Below are 15,263 nucleotides of genomic sequence, written 5' to 3'. Positions count from 1 at the left end.
TTTAGTTTTGTATCAGCAGTGATGCTTATTTTTTCTGAGCGCGCTCGTAAGATTCTAGGATTTCAGCTTTGGCGGCAGCAACATCTGCCCAACCATCCACTTTCACCCATTTGCCTGCTTCAAGCTCTTTGTAACGCTCAAAGAATTGCGTGATCTGCGCTTTCAGTAGTTCTGGGATATCGTCCACATCTTGGATGTGCTCGTACTCTTTCGAGATTTTTGAGTGGGGAACCGCAAACACTTTTGCATCTTCACCCGATTCATCTGTCATCTTCAAAACGCCAACAGGGCGGCAGCGAATGACTGAACCTGGCATGAGTGGGTATGGTGTTGGTACCAATACGTCGACTGGGTCGCCATCAAGAGACAGGGTATTGTTCACGTAGCCATAGTTGCATGGGTAGAACATTGGTGCAGACATGAAACGGTCGACAAATACAGCACCAGAGTCTTTATCTACTTCGTACTTGATTGGATCTGCATTTGCAGGAATTTCGATAACGACATAGATATCTTCAGGCAGCGACTTGCCTGCTGGTACATGGTTTAAGCTCATTAGAATATTCCTTTTCATTAACGATGAATCACACAAAAGCGGTTTCATCTGATGATAAATTCGCGTTTCACTTTAGCGACAAAAACGCGGCAGGTAAACACCTGCCGCGTTGGACAAAGGTCTGAAATTATTCTTCGTCGCGGTGCAGTTCAAGGAACTCTTCAACTTTGCGAACCATGTTCTTCGAACCTACAAAGAAAGGTACACGCTGGTGCAACTCAGTAGGCTTGATGTCCATAATGCGATTCACGCCGTCCGATGCAATGCCCCCAGCTTGCTCAATGAGGAATGCCATAGGGTTACATTCGTAAAGCAGGCGTAGCTTGCCTTGTGGGTGGCTTTGTGTGCTTGGGTAAAGGTAGATACCACCTTTCAGTAGGTTGCGGTGGAAATCAGCAACCAGCGAGCCAATGTAGCGAGAAGTGTATGGGCGACCGTCTTCTGGCACGTTTTCTTGGCAGTACTTGATGTACTTCTTCACCCCTTGAGGGAAACGAATGTAATTACCTTCGTTGATGGAGTAGATCTTACCATCATCAGGAATCATCATGTTTTCATGAGAAAGACAGAAGCTGCCGATAGATGGGTCGTAAGTAAAGCCGTTTACGCCGTTACCAGTTGTGTATACCAACATGGTGGAGGAGCCGTAAATTACGTAGCCCGCAGCCACTTGTTTGTGACCAGGTTGTAGGAAGTCTTCTTCAGTTGGTGGAGTACCGATTGGAGAAACACGACGGTAAATCGAGAAGATAGTACCAACAGAGACGTTCACATCGATGTTAGAAGAACCATCAAGTGGGTCCATCAGTACTACATATTTGGCGTTTTGGTTGAGTTCTTTATTGAACGCAACTGCTTCGTCTTCTTCTTCACTGGCAACGCCACACACTTGATCACGAGCTTCAAGCGCGGCTTTGAACTTATCGTTCGCGTAAACATCGAGCTTTTGCTGATCTTCACCTTGGACATTTTCCGTGCCTACAGCACCAGTGATATCACCGAGACCCGCTGCGTTGATTTCGCGGTTAACGATTTTTGCAGCTAAACGAATGGAGGCTAAAAGGGATGATAGATCACCGCTAGCGTGGGGGAAATCCGCTTGTTTTTCGACAATGAACTCGCCTAGGGTGCGCAGTCCTGACATGGTTAATCCTTACATTTTCATTTCATTGGGGGTAGTGCGCAAGTGAGCATCTCTTTATGGATGTTAAACGATTGCGCTGGATGTAAGTTTAAGTCGCAGATCTTTTTAATGGTAATGAAGTAACTGTTTGAGATCTCAATTTATTTGTAGACTTGTTTGAGGGATTCATCAGTAAGCAAGAGGTTGTACAGTCTGTGTTCAACCTTGTCATATTTGTGAAAGGGACTGCAAGAAGAAGGCTAAAGTCACTCGCTTTTCAGGCGGTAATCGCGATAATGAAAGCATTAAAAAACGCATTACAAGGTTTAGCTTATGCACATTCATATCTTGGGTATCTGTGGCACATTTATGGGCGGCGCAGCGATTCTAGCGCGCCAATTAGGACATAAAGTCACTGGTTCTGATGCCAACGTTTATCCGCCAATGAGCACACTGCTTGAGTCTCAAGGTATTGAAATTATTGAAGGCTTTGACCCGTCTCAACTCGACCCTCAACCAGATCTTGTGGTGATTGGTAATGCGATGAGCCGTGGCAACCCTTGTGTCGAGCATGTGCTCAACACTAACATGCGTTACACCTCTGGCCCGCAGTGGCTCAACGAGTTTTTGCTGCATGATCGTTGGGTATTGGCGGTATCGGGTACACATGGGAAAACGACCACGTCGAGCATGCTTGCCTGGATACTTGAAGATTGTGGTTATCAACCGGGTTTCTTAGTCGGTGGGGTACTCGGTAACTTCGGAGTGTCTGCTCGTTTGGGTGAAAGCATGTTTTTTGTCGTTGAAGCGGACGAATATGACAGTGCTTTTTTCGATAAGCGTTCTAAGTTTGTGCATTACCATCCTCGCACTTTAATCATGAACAATCTTGAGTTTGATCATGCCGACATCTTCGATGATCTAGAAGCGATCAAGCGCCAATTCCATCATTTAGTGCGAACTGTACCGGGCAATGGATTGATCTTAGCGCCGAGGCAGGATCAAGCGTTAGCGGATGTATTAGAGCGTGGTTGCTGGACTGAAAAACAGTTCTCTGGTGAGAATGGTGACTGGCAAGCGCACAAATTAGTGCTTGATGGCTCAAAATTTGACGTTGCGTTGCAAGGTGAGAAGGTTGGTACCGTCGAATGGAATTTGGTGGGTGACCACAATGTGGATAATGCGCTGATGGCAATCGCTGCTGCACGACATGTTGGAGTCACTCCGGATCTTGCTTGCCAGGCATTAGGGCGTTTCATCAATACCAAGCGCCGTTTAGAGCTGAAAGGTGAAGAACAAGGTGTGACGGTTTACGATGATTTTGCGCATCACCCAACGGCAATTGAACTTACTGTCGGCGGTTTGCGTAACAAGGTAGGTGAAAAACGCATCCTTGCTGTGTTGGAGCCGCGTTCTGCCACCATGAAGCGAGGTGTACACAAAAACACACTTGCAGAGTCACTACACAGTGCAGATGAAGTCTTCTTGTTCCAGCCAGATAATATCGAGTGGTCTGTGCAAGACATTGCCGACCAATGCACACAGCCAGCGTTTGTCGATGCGGATATAGATAACTTTGTAGCCAAGATCGTCGAACGTGCGCGACCAGGTGACCAAATTCTAGTCATGAGCAACGGTGGCTTTGGTGGTATTCACGGAAAACTTCTTGAGCAGTTAAAACAAAAAGCCTGATTGATATGCAAAACAAAACACAACCCTCTCATAAAAAAGCCATCACGTTGGCATTAACGGGTGCTTCTGGTGCTCCCTACGGCCTTCGTCTTTTAGAATGCTTGGTTGCGGCGGATTATCATGTCTACGTTCTGATTTCTTCGGCAGCTCGTGTTGTGATGGCAACCGAGCATAATCTTAAGCTACCAAGTGGCCCAGAAGCGGCGCAGCAAGCATTGGTAGAGCACCTGAACTGCAATCCCGATAACATCACCGTTTGCGGTAAAGATGACTGGTTCTCACCGGTTGCGTCTGGTTCTGCTGCACCAAAGCAAATGGTGGTTTGCCCATGTTCTGCGGGAAGCGTTGCAGCGATTGCGCATGGTATGTCAGATAACTTGATCGAGCGGGCCGCTGATGTGGTAATGAAAGAGCGCGGGCAGCTGTTGCTCGTGGTTCGCGAAACACCATTTTCAACGCTACATCTGGAGAACATGCACAAACTGTCGCAAATGGGCGTCACCATCATGCCAGCAGCTCCAGGCTTCTATCATCAGCCAAAGAGTATTGAAGACTTAGTGGATTTTATGGTGGCGAGAATTCTTGACCACTTAGGTATTGAGCAAGGTTTGGTGCCTCGTTGGGGTTATGACCAGCGCTCGTGAGCTGATTGTGTAACCACTCAAATACCTTTACAATCCATCCAACTCATCGGGGAGCAAACCCATTTAGCATTGAGTCAATCAATGCATTGGGGCGCTGAGACCTAAGTGTTTAACTAGGGACCCGTATTACCTGAACCAGATAATGCTGGCGTAGGAATTGAGTCTGGATATTGGAAGTCCTTAATAGCCGCCTCAAACCCTGTGCCGCTCAACTTATTTCTCTGAAATACTCATGGAGAGCGAGCAGTGAAACCCACTCTAAATCTGATTGCCCTAGCTGCAATCACCTCTACTTCAGCGTTTGCCGCTGAAAACACATTAACCATCTATACCTACGACTCTTTTGCCGCAGATTGGGGGCCGGGTCCTAAAATCGAGCAAGCTTTTGAAGCAAAATGTGGCTGTGACGTTAACTTCGTAGCGTTGGACGATGGTGTGTCGATTCTGAATCGTCTTCGTCTTGAAGGCGGTAATAGCAAAGCGGACATCGTATTAGGTTTGGATAACAATCTGATGGCAGAAGCGAAGAAAACCGATCTGCTTGCCGAGCACAATGTGGATACGGCTAACACAGTGTTACCAAACGGTTGGAGTGACACGACGTTTGTACCGTACGATTACGGCTACTTCGCGTTTGTGTACAACAAAGAGAAACTGGCTAATCCGCCGAAAAGCATGAAAGAGCTGGTGGAAACGCGCGACGATCTGAAAGTGATTTACCAAGATCCGCGGACTTCAACGCCGGGCCAAGGCTTAATGCTATGGATGAAATCTATTTATGGCGACGATGTGACGCAAGCGTGGCAGAAGCTAGCGAGCAAAACCGTAACGGTCACGAAAGGTTGGTCTGAGGCGTATTCTATGTTCCTCAATGGTGAGTCCGATTTAGTGCTTTCTTACACCACTTCACCTGCGTACCACTTAATTGCGGAAAACGATTCGAAGTTTGCTACGGCGAATTTTGCTGAAGGCCACTACATGCAAGTTGAAGTAGCCGCCAAAGTGAAAGGGGCAAAAAATTCAGAACTTGCTGATCAATTTATGAGTTTCATTTTAAGTGATGAGTTCCAATCGGCGATGCCAACGGGTAACTGGATGTACCCAGTCACTGACGTTGAGTTACCTAAAGGTTTTGAAACTTTGAGTGTTCCAAGCAAGTCGTTGAGCTTTAGTGCTGATGAAGTGGCAAAAATGCGTAAGTCTTGGATTCGCGAATGGCAAAGCGCATTGACGTTTTAGCTGACGTCCCAATCCTCATCTGAATGAGATAGGTTTTACCTTTGAATTCTGTTCCAAAAATAGGTTTAGGGGTCGCGATGATCATCGCGACCTTTGTTATTTCTGCCCTAGGTGCTTTGATTGTTCAAGCCCCTTCACTTGATGTGTCTGTGGTATGGGGCGACCCGTACTATCAACATGTCACCAAGTTCAGTTTCTACCAAGCGTTTCTTTCCACATTGCTCAGTGTTGGCTTTGCCATTCCAGTAGCGCACGCACTTTCGCGTCGCCAATTTATTGGTAAATCATTACTGCTTAAGCTGTTTGCATCGACACTGGTTTTGCCGGTTTTGGTTGGTGTTTTTGGGCTGTTAGCGATTTATGGCAACAGTGGTTTGTTGGCGCAGTGGTTGCAAAGTTTCGACACTAAACTGCCATTCTCTATTTACGGTTTGAACGGCATTTTACTCGCCCATGTGTTCTTTAATTTACCTTACGCGGCACGATTGCTTCTGCAAGCCTTGGACTCTATTCCTGCCGAGCAGCATAAGCTTTGCGCGCATCTTGGGATGAGCCATTGGGATAAGTTTCGCTGGGTAGAATGGCCGCGTTTAAGGCAGCAGCTTCCCCACGTTTGTGGGTTGGTGTTTATGTTGTGCTTTACCAGTTTTGCCACTGTAATGGCGTTGGGGGGCGGGCCAAAATCCACCACCATTGAATTGGCCATTTACCAAGCGATTAAGTTTGATTTTGATTTACAAGCTGGGGCGTTATTGGCGCTGTGGCAGATGCTGTTATGTGGACTGCTTGCTATTGGAGTGCAGAAGTTAACAAGGCCTGTTTCTATCAGTGCTGGAAGCACATCGGTACAGCAATATTTAACGAAGGATCATGGGTGGTCAAAAGCTTGGGATAGCTTTTGGATCATAGGTGCCTTTTTACTGGTAATACCGCCGTTATTGATGGTGTTACTGAGTGGCATCAACCAACAAGTTTGGACAGTATTAACCGATGAGCGTTTTTGGTTTGCGCTATTGAACTCCCTCAAAGTCGCCTGTGTCGCTAGCGTGCTTGCGGTCGCTGCAGGGGTGTCCATACTATTGACCAGTCGCCGTTGGCGGTTGCAGTACAAAAACACGCGAGCCGATCAGATAGAGTTAATCGGCACCATTATTTTGGTGACTCCAGGTCTGGTGATTAGCACCGGTTTATTCTTACTACTGCGCGCATTTACCGATGTTTTTAGCTTGGCATTTTTTGTCGTGATTTTGGTGAACGGTTTGATGGCTTTGCCTTACGTGATCAAAACGCTAGCGCAGCCAATGCTGCACATTGAACAACAGTATCAGTATGTATGTGCCAGCTTAGGCATGCGTGGCTGGCAACGGTTTAAAGTGGTGGAGTGGCAGGCGCTACGCAAGCCGTTTGCACATGCGTTTGCGATCAGCTTTATGTTTGCAATAGGGGATTTAAGTGCCATCGCACTGTTTGGTGGACAAGAGTTTCGTACCTTACCTCTGTATTTGTTCCAGTTGCTTGGCAGTTATCAGATGGACGCAGCTGCGGTGGTATCGGTGACCCTATTGTTGTTGAGTGTGGGCTGTTTTGCCTTGATTGAGAAAGTATTGAAAACGAAGGAGAGAGCGTAATGTTAGTGTTGGATGATGTGCAGTACACCTACCAACGTGAACTGTTTCGTTTTGACTTAACGATTGAGCAAGGACAGATTGTATCGCTGATGGGACCAAGTGGGGCAGGGAAGTCAACCTTGCTGGCGTTGGTGGCAGGATTCATCCATCCTGACCGTGGTGATATTTGTGTTGATGGTGAGTCCATTGTGCGTAAAGAGCCTTATCTGCGTCCGTTCTCTATGTTGTTCCAAGAGCACAATTTGTTTGCTCACTTATCGGTGCGTGACAACATCGGTTTGGGCTTACACCCAGGGCTAAAGCTTACGGTGGACCAAAATCGTCAGATTGAACAAGCCGCGCAGCAAGTTGGTGTTGCAGAGTACCTCGACCGTTTGCCAGAGCATCTTTCTGGTGGCCAGCGTCAACGTGTTGCCTTAGCGCGTTGTTTTGTTCAGCCTCATCCCATGTGGCTATTGGATGAGCCGTTCTCGGCGCTTGATCCGGTGTTGCGTGAAGAGATGCTGAGCTTGGTAAAAAAACTCGCAGCAGAGCGGGGAATAACCGTATTGATGGTCACGCACCATTTAAGCGATGCCAAAGCGATTGCCAGCCACTTTGTGTTTGTGGCAGATGGTAAAGTGGAAGCCGCGGGTGATATGTCTGCATTGAGTGAACAGCATGCTAGTGAGAAGCTTGCGGCATTTATCCGAGCAGCATGCTAGTGCCTGATAGTTGCTAGGTTATGCTTCTCCGCAACACAAACCATGCCGAGGTCCAAATTCAAATTGAGATCTTAAGCTCATGATATGGTCAATCATTGCTTGTACACGCCGTGGGCGGTTTGCTCCAGGACGATAGACTAAATAAATAGGCATTGGTACCGTGTGCCATTGCGGTAACACTCTGACTAAGGTGCCACTTTCTAGCTCTTGCGTCATGTTCTGCACAGGTAAGTTAGCGATGCCTAGTCCTTTAAGTGCGCCTTTCAATATTGCTTCTACAGTTGTACTTGAGAAGTTACTGGTTATTGAAACATTGACGGTATTATCGTGTGAGATCAGCGTCCAAGGCCCTATTTCTGAAACATATTGATACCTCAAACAGTTGTGTTTTGTCAGATCTTCTGGCGTTTCAGGTACGCCGAACTCAGCTAAATACTCAGGGCTAGCAGCCAGAACTCGAGTGGTATAGCCTAATTTTTTTGCGATCAATCGATCATCAACTATCTGACCGACTCGAATTGCCATATCAAAGCCGTGTGAAAACAGATCAACAAAATCGTTCGATGCTTCTAATGCAATTTGTACTTTTGGCCATTGTTTTAAAAATGGCAAAAAGATGTGTTCCGCCATATACGCATCCAACGCTGGTGGCGCGGAAATACGCAGCCGGCCTTGGATCTGTTGTTCCATCTCCTGTACGTCATGGCCAATTGAGTGGAATTCCTCAACTAAGCTTGCAGCACGCTCTAAAACCATTTGGCCAGCTTCGGTGATCACTAACTTTCGGGTTGTGCGCTCTAGCAGTTTGGCTTCAAAGTGTTGTTCGAGTTTGGTTATGGCTTTACTAACAGTAGATTTCGGTAGGTTTAACTCTAGCGCGCACTTGGTTAAGCTCAGTAGTCGACAGCTTGTGACAAAGATAGAAAGCGTTCTAAAGTCAATTGTTTCTAAATTTCGAACAATCACTTTCAATTATCCATATTGTTTCAATATTAATCTGATTATAGTCTGGCACCTCATCCTTAGCCATCAAGTTATTGTCATTTGAGGTAAACAACATGTCCAACTCTGTAGACTTATTTTCTCCTATCGAACTCGGTCAATTAGCATTAGATAACCGTGCTATTATGGCGCCTTTAACGAGAGCTCGTGCTGGCGCAGACCATATTCCTAATGACCTTATGGTTGAATACTACGCTCAACGTGCGAGTGCCGGACTTATCATTGCTGAATGCACCATGGTGATGGAAGGTACGTCTGCTTTCATGGCAGAGCCGGGCATTTACAACGAAGAGCAAATCGCAGCTTGGAAAAAGGTAACGGATGCGGTTCATGAGAGAGGCGGTAAGATTGTACTGCAAATTTGGCATGCGGGACGAGCTTGTCATCCTGATCTGAATGAAGGAAAAACACCTGTAGCGGCGAGCGCATTGGCCATTCGTGATGAATTAGTCCATACCCCTTCGGGTAAGCAAGCATATACGGTACCACGAGCACTCGAAGTGGATGAGATAGCTTCCATTGTTGCGGCGTTTAAACAAGGTGCAGAAAACGCCAAGAAAGCCGGCTTTGATGGGGTCGAGATACATGGCGCCAATGGTTATCTTATTGATAACTTCCTTCGTGACGGTTCAAATTTACGTACCGATGAATACGGTGGCTCGGTTGAAAATCGTGCTCGATTTTTACTTGAGATAGTGAAAGAAGTCGTTGAGGTGTGGGGACCTGGAAGAGTCGGTCTGCGTACATCTCCGCTAAATGGATTTAATGACATGAAAGACAGTGATCCAGTTGGTTTGGTGCGTTACTTAGCAGAGCAACTTAATTCTTTCGATCTTGCTTATTGGCACGTGATGCGTGCGGATCTGAAAGGCGTACAAAAAGCAGATGTTCTCAAGCCAGCACGCGAAAACTATAAAGGTCACTTAATGGCGAACGTGGGCTACAGTGCACAAGAAGCGGCAACAGCAATTGCAGAAAACAAAGTTGATGTGGTCGCATTTGGCGTTCCCTTTATCGCAAACCCAGATTTAGTTGAGCGATTTAAGAAAAATGCACCTCTTAATGAGGCGAAACCAGAACACTTTTATTTGGGTGGAGCAGAAGGTTATACCGATTACCCAGTGATGGTATAACCCTTACTTGTTTCATATAAAAAGGACGCTAATGTTAGCGTCCTTTTTCGTTTCTGTATTTACTTAGCCTTGCGGTTTTACGACCATCACATTGATTGGAGAATATTCCACAACCTTACTCGCGACAGAGCCAAGCATTACTTTATTGATTTTAGAGCGCTTGTGGCTTGGCATAATGATGAGATCAGCGCCTAAACGTTCTGCATAATCAAGAATGGTCGCGTAGGCTTTGCCTTCAGCAACATGCACTTGGTAAACCACATCTTCAGCAATATGCTCATTAGCGAAAGTTTTTAGTTGCTGCTTCACGTCTTGCTTCATTTTGGCCGCAGCATCTTTCGGAAAGTATGTAGCAACCATCGACATGTGAATACCAGGTAGTACCGTCAGAAGATGGATTTGAGCATTTGCTTGCTTTGCCTGCCAAACCGCTAGTTCAACCGCTCGGTCTGAAAAGCCTTGGTCATTTAGATCAACCGGAACAAGAATTTGTTTGTACATTCAATGTCTCTCATTAAGGCCCCTTTATCCTCGGGGCCAAATCGGTTATGCGCTCAATTGTTCCTTACGAGCACGACGTTTTTGGTTCATGGCAAGCACCAGCAAAATCATTAAGCATGGTACAAACACCCACTCTTTCATCGGACGGTCTGCATCCTGGATAACCCACTTGATTTCCCAATCAAAGTCGATACCTGCGGACTCTGCTGGACTACCAAATTCAACCATATCGACAATCATTTTGTTGTCACTTTCGGTCAGCATCAGACCCATAGATGAAATACGTGCGTCTGCTGTTGTCGCACTGTCTTCGAATGGAAGACGAACCGTTTTCTCAATGTAGTCGCCCTCAAGGTTTTCACCGGCAACACGTAACTCCAATGATTCTCCTACATTTAGTGTTTCCGTGATTTGAGCTACCTCAACGCCAGGAGAAAGAACTTTCGCTGGGTACAGCATGTCCCACCAAAAACCTGGACGGAAAAACGAAAATGTCAGTACTAATAATAGGACTGTTTCCCACCACTTGTTACGCGTGAACCACCACCCTTGAGTTGCCGCAGAGAAAATCAGCATTGCAATGATCGATGAGATGACCGTGAGTGCCAAATGCCACCAAGAGTCGATCCCCATTAACAATAGCTGGGTATTGAACACAAACATGAACGGCAAAATAGCGGTTCGAATATCGTAAGTAAAACCTTGGATACCAGTACGAATTGGATCTGATTTCGCAATTGCTGCTGCTGCAAAAGCCGCAAGGCCTACAGGTGGGGTATCGTCGGCCAAAATACCAAAGTAGAAAACGAACAAGTGCACAGCTATCAACGGAATAATCAAGCCATGCGCTGCGCCGAGCGTAACAATAACCGGCGCCATTAGCGTAGAGACCACGATGTAGTTCGCCGTTGTTGGCAGACCCATCCCCAGAACCAAGCTAATGATGGCGGTAAAGAGCAGCATAAGAATGATGCTGCCACCAGAGATAAACTCGACGAAGTCGGTCATCACTAGGCCGATACCCGTTAGTGTAACAACACCAACAACGGTGCCCGCTGCCGCGGTTGCAACGCCGATACCAATCATATTGCGCGCACCAGAAACTAAGCTCTCGGCAAGATCGACAAAGCCATCTTTGGTTTGCTGAAGCATGTCACCTTGCTTTGATAGCAGTGCAATCAACGGACGTTGAGTAAGCAAAATGAAAATCATGAACACCGTTGCCCAGAATGCCGAAAGGCCAGGTGAGAAACGTTCGACAGTCAAACACCAAACCAATACGACGATAGGGAGTAGGTAGTGCAAGCCTGACTTAACGGTTGGGCCAGGGTCAGGTACTTCTGTTAATTCTGCATCAATCTCAATTGCGCCATCTTGCACGTGATTTGCTGAGACTTTCACCAACCCAACGTACGCGATTAATAGTGCGACGGTAACAATTGGTGTCGCGGCATCACCAAAGACGTCCTTTGTCCAACCCACTCCGTAGTAAACCAATGCGCTGATCACACACAATCCTAAGATTGTGCCAGTAAAGGACAGCAGACTTTGTACTAGTGTTGGGTTGTGGCGACGAGGAAGGCCTGTCATGCCTGCTTTACACGCTTCAAGGTGAACAATGTAAATTAAAGCAATATAAGAGATTAGCGCTGGAAGTAGGGCGGCTTTAATCACCTCAACGTAGGAGATACCGACGTATTCCACCATCAAAAATGCTGCTGCACCCATGATTGGCGGTGTTAACTGACCATTGGTTGAAGCCGCTACCTCTACCGCACCCGCTTTTGTGCCGGGAAAGCCAACACGCTTCATCAGTGGAATCGTAAAGGTGCCAGTTGTTACTACGTTTGCGATTGAAGAACCAGAAACCAGACCAGATAAACCTGATGCAACAACGGCCGCTTTAGCTGGACCACCTTTCATATGGCCAAGTAACGAGAAGGCAACTTTAATGAAGTAAGCACCAGCACCAGCGCGTTCCAGCATTGCTCCAAACAATACAAACAAGAAGACAAAAGAGGTAGAAACACCTAGCGCAACCCCAAATACGCCTTCTGTTGTTAGCCACAAGTGAGACATGGCCTTGTTCAAGCTTGCCCCTTTGTGTGCGATAACGTCAGGCATGTAAGGGCCTGCAAAGGTGTAAGTAAGGAAAACAGCAGCCACGACCATTAATGGTGGACCAAGAGCTCGGCGTGTTGCTTCTAAAAGGAGGATCATACCGATAACAGCAACAACGATATCAACCGTTGTCGGTGCGCCTGAGCGTCCCGCTAGCTCGGTATAAAAAAGGTATATATAGGCTGCTGAAAAGCTGCCAGCCAACGCGAGTATCCAATCAACAAGAGGGATATGATCGCGAGGAGAGTTCTTCATCGCTGGATAAGCAGTGAAAGCCAAAAAGATCGCGAAAGTAAGGTGGATAGATCGCGCTTCCGTGTCGTTCAGTACGCCAAAATTGAAAATAAATGGTAACGGGGATGCGTACCATAATTGAAATAGTGACCAACACAGAGGAACAAACCAAAGGATTCGTCCTTGCATTCCCGAAGGGCTACGTGCACCTGTGTCTGCCTGAGCCACCATTTCTTGCACATCTTGTGACGGAGCTTGATTCGTCGCCATGTACTTTTTCCTTATTATTGATGGTCCTGTCTGATTTTTATCGAGAACCACACTTCGCCTCTATCAGTGTAGTGAATGGAGCGAAGTTTGCTTTCGAGTATTTTGCTGCCTGAACTCAAAGTGTTGATTGTTGGATACTCTGTTAGGCGGCGTTTAAGTTTTCTTGGGTATGAGCTCGCAGTTTTCAGAAGAAAACTGGCGAATGAAGCATACAGTTAGAACGTGCTACAACCTGTATGCTCAAACAGGCAGAAAATATTCTTTCCTGCCTGTATGTAGAGTCTGAGGAAATTACTTAATTAGACCCATTTCTTTGTAGTATTTTTCTGCACCTGGGTGAAGAGGAATAGAAAGACCAGCTTTCACCATGTCTTCTTTCTTCAAGTTTGCGAATGCAGGGTGTAGACGCTTGAAGGTATCAAAGTTTTCAAACACAGCTTTTGCCACGTTGTAAGCGACATCGTCTGAAACATCAGAGGTCGTTACCATTGTTGCTGCAACACCAAAGCTGTTTACGTCTTTGTCTGTACCGCGGTACATACCAGCCGGTACTGAGCTAAAGGCGTAGTATGGGTTGTCGGCAACAATTTTATCGATTTTAGGGCCTGTTGCTGAAACTAGCTTCGCATCACATGATGTGGTTGCTTCTTTGATTGAACCGTTCGGGTGGCCGACCATGTAAATGAAGGCGTCAATTTTGTTATCACAAAGTGCCTGAGAGCGTTCAGAGCCTTTTAGCTCAGACGCCAATTTGAAGCTGTCGTTTGTCCAACCCATCGCTTCCATGACAACGCCCATCGTTGCACGGTCACCAGAGCCTGGATTACCGATGTTTACGCGCTTACCTTTCAGGTCTTCAACGTTTTCAATACCTGAATCTGCACGCGCAATGATGTTGAAAGGTTCTGTATGAAGAGAGAACATTGCGCGTAGCTTCTTGTACGGGCCTTGTTCTTCAAACTTGCTCGTACCGTTGTAGCCGTGGTACTGCCAATCCGATTGCACGATACCAAAATCTAATTCGCCTGCACGGATAGTGTTAACGTTGTAAATTGAGCCACCAGTCGATTCTACTGAACAACGGATGTTGTGGTCTTTACGACCTTTATTTACCAACTTACAGATAGCACCACCAGTTGGGTAGTAAACACCAGTCACAGAGCCAGTACCGATGGTAATAAACTCTTGAGCGTTAACTGCGCCTGCGCCCATTACGGCTGCAGCGATAGCGCCTACTTTGAGAAGTTTGTTAAATGCCATGAATTTCCCTTCCTTATATTCATTATTTACCCGGAAATAACCATAAATCACTTCTGGAGTTTCCTATTTGGAAACGGCACCTTTTTCAATCCAATCGTTTGAAAAAGCGAGCGAATCATAACAAAAAATTGGCAGAAAATTATCCAATTGTTAAATGTTATAGTTGATAAGTCTGAATTTTGTATCAGGGGATAGGATTCAATTTGTGATTTAATTCTTTTTATAACAATTACTTAATTAACGTTTAGTGACTGAAATGAAAAAGATCAATTGCGTGATGTTAATCACAAAATGGATGGTTAAAGAATGAGCGGAGTAAGCAAAAAATTTACATAAATTATGGGCTACAAAATGAGACTTCTTTTATAACCCACAATGAGTTAGCTGATTGAAGCTTTATAGAACTTAACCAGTATATTCGAACAGCTCGCACACTGATTTGAAGAGTTGCTCAGTCGTAATTGCCATGGTTGGCGTAATGAAAATGGTATCGTCACCTGCGACAACACCAAGAATACCTTCGGATTTACCGAGTGAATCAAGCAAGCGAGCAATCAACTGTGCTGCACCTGGGCCGGTGTGAATTACCACTAACGCTGCGTTACGATCGATGTCTAGTACCAGTTCACGCAGAGAGCTGCTGACTGTTGGGACACCTAGCTCAGCAGGAAGACAGTAAACCATTTCCATTTTTGCATTGCGCGTACGGACGGCGCCAAATTTAGTCAGCATACGTGAGACTTTAGATTGGTTGATACTCTCAAACCCTTGCTGTTTGAGTGCGTCAACAATCTCGCCCTGTGAACCAAAGCTTTCTTCTTTTAACAGGGCTTTAAAGGCGCGAACTAAGTTGTCTTGTTTTTCTGAATTGCGCATAGTCATTACAAATCTCTTATTACGGGTCAGCAATTTTGCATATTCTCGCATATATATTCAGGCGGTGCCAAAGAGTCCCAGGATTATGTTAGATGCGTCACTGTAAACTATATACCACATAGAATTCTTTAGCGCGCTGAAGTAGGGCTGTATCTGTTTTCTTGAATTCCTTGTCATTTCAACAGAATAAAAGAATAATCCAAGCCCCATTTGTAGCACGGTAACAGCGAGTTGCGCGAGGTCGCAAAGCTAGCGTTAATTGATTGTAATCAAGTTGTGA

13 protein-coding genes and 1 riboswitch are annotated in these 15,263 nt (G+C 46.0%); of the genes, 6 read left to right on the top strand and 7 right to left on the bottom strand.

Annotation, left to right across the window (positions count from 1 at the left end; genetic code table 11):
• Positions 1-25: 25 nt before the first annotated feature.
• The gene (gene ppa, locus R7O13_RS12290; RefSeq protein WP_005379635.1) at positions 26-556 is read right to left on the bottom strand and encodes an inorganic diphosphatase; all 531 of its coding nucleotides are present in this window, start codon (positions 554-556) and stop codon (positions 26-28) included.
• A gap of 127 nt (positions 557-683) precedes the next feature.
• Entirely contained in the window at positions 684-1,700 is a 1,017-nt protein-coding gene (gene fbp, locus R7O13_RS12285; protein ID WP_005383114.1) for a class 1 fructose-bisphosphatase, read from the bottom strand.
• Between the two features lie 312 nt (positions 1,701-2,012).
• Here fbp and mpl point away from each other — a divergent pair, with 312 nt between their 5' ends.
• The 5 genes from mpl to thiQ all read left to right on the top strand — a co-directional run bounded on the left by mpl (position 2,013) and on the right by thiQ (position 7,586).
• Positions 2,013-3,371, top strand: a complete 1,359-nt coding sequence (mpl, locus tag R7O13_RS12280; protein WP_167415655.1) for a UDP-N-acetylmuramate:L-alanyl-gamma-D-glutamyl-meso-diaminopimelate ligase — start codon at positions 2,013-2,015, stop codon at positions 3,369-3,371.
• Positions 3,372-3,376: 5 nt separating this feature from the next.
• On the top strand, positions 3,377-4,015 hold the full coding sequence (locus tag R7O13_RS12275) for a flavin prenyltransferase UbiX (protein WP_033906022.1): 639 nt from the start codon (positions 3,377-3,379) through the stop codon (positions 4,013-4,015).
• A gap of 37 nt (positions 4,016-4,052) precedes the next feature.
• Positions 4,053-4,189, top strand: a riboswitch (TPP riboswitch).
• Positions 4,190-4,261: 72 nt separating this feature from the next.
• Positions 4,262-5,254: a thiamine ABC transporter substrate binding subunit gene (gene thiB / locus R7O13_RS12270; RefSeq protein WP_005379642.1), complete on the top strand. Its 993-nt coding sequence runs from the start codon at positions 4,262-4,264 to the stop codon at positions 5,252-5,254.
• A 41-nt stretch (positions 5,255-5,295) separates the two neighbouring features.
• Positions 5,296-6,882 (top strand): thiamine/thiamine pyrophosphate ABC transporter permease ThiP, encoded by a 1,587-nt coding sequence (gene thiP / locus R7O13_RS12265; RefSeq protein WP_318303944.1) that lies wholly within the window; start codon positions 5,296-5,298, stop codon positions 6,880-6,882.
• Positions 6,882-7,586: a thiamine ABC transporter ATP-binding protein gene (gene thiQ, locus R7O13_RS12260; protein WP_005379648.1), complete on the top strand. Its 705-nt coding sequence runs from the start codon at positions 6,882-6,884 to the stop codon at positions 7,584-7,586. Before thiP ends, thiQ begins: the two co-directional genes overlap by 1 nt.
• 18 nt (positions 7,587-7,604) lie before the next feature.
• Here thiQ and R7O13_RS12255 read toward each other — a convergent pair whose 3' ends face one another.
• Positions 7,605-8,552 carry a LysR family transcriptional regulator gene (locus R7O13_RS12255; protein ID WP_005379650.1) on the bottom strand — a complete coding sequence of 316 codons (948 nt, stop codon included), beginning with the start codon at positions 8,550-8,552 and terminating at the stop codon, positions 7,605-7,607.
• 92 nt (positions 8,553-8,644) lie between these two features.
• Between R7O13_RS12255 and R7O13_RS12250 the strand changes: the two genes are divergently transcribed.
• Complete coding sequence (locus tag R7O13_RS12250; RefSeq protein WP_213911463.1) at positions 8,645-9,721, top strand: alkene reductase; 1,077 nt, start codon at positions 8,645-8,647, stop codon at positions 9,719-9,721.
• A 63-nt stretch (positions 9,722-9,784) separates the two neighbouring features.
• On the opposite strand, the gene R7O13_RS12245 is transcribed toward R7O13_RS12250, so the two are convergent.
• From R7O13_RS12245 to argR, 4 genes are all read right to left on the bottom strand, one after another.
• A complete protein-coding gene (locus R7O13_RS12245; protein ID WP_005379654.1) occupies positions 9,785-10,222 on the bottom strand; it encodes a universal stress protein in 438 nt (145 codons plus the stop codon).
• A gap of 45 nt (positions 10,223-10,267) precedes the next feature.
• On the bottom strand, positions 10,268-12,847 hold the full coding sequence (locus R7O13_RS12240; RefSeq protein ID WP_005383099.1) for a TRAP transporter permease: 2,580 nt from the start codon (positions 12,845-12,847) through the stop codon (positions 10,268-10,270).
• A 291-nt stretch (positions 12,848-13,138) separates the two neighbouring features.
• Entirely contained in the window at positions 13,139-14,107 is a 969-nt protein-coding gene (locus tag R7O13_RS12235; protein ID WP_005379657.1) for a TAXI family TRAP transporter solute-binding subunit, read from the bottom strand.
• A gap of 405 nt (positions 14,108-14,512) precedes the next feature.
• Entirely contained in the window at positions 14,513-14,983 is a 471-nt protein-coding gene (gene argR, locus R7O13_RS12230; protein ID WP_005379659.1) for a transcriptional regulator ArgR, read from the bottom strand.
• Between the last annotated feature and the right edge of the window lie 280 nt (positions 14,984-15,263).

This window comes from Vibrio sp. Y176 (assembly GCF_033438945.1).
This window is presented reverse-complemented; position numbering and strand designations above follow the sequence as displayed.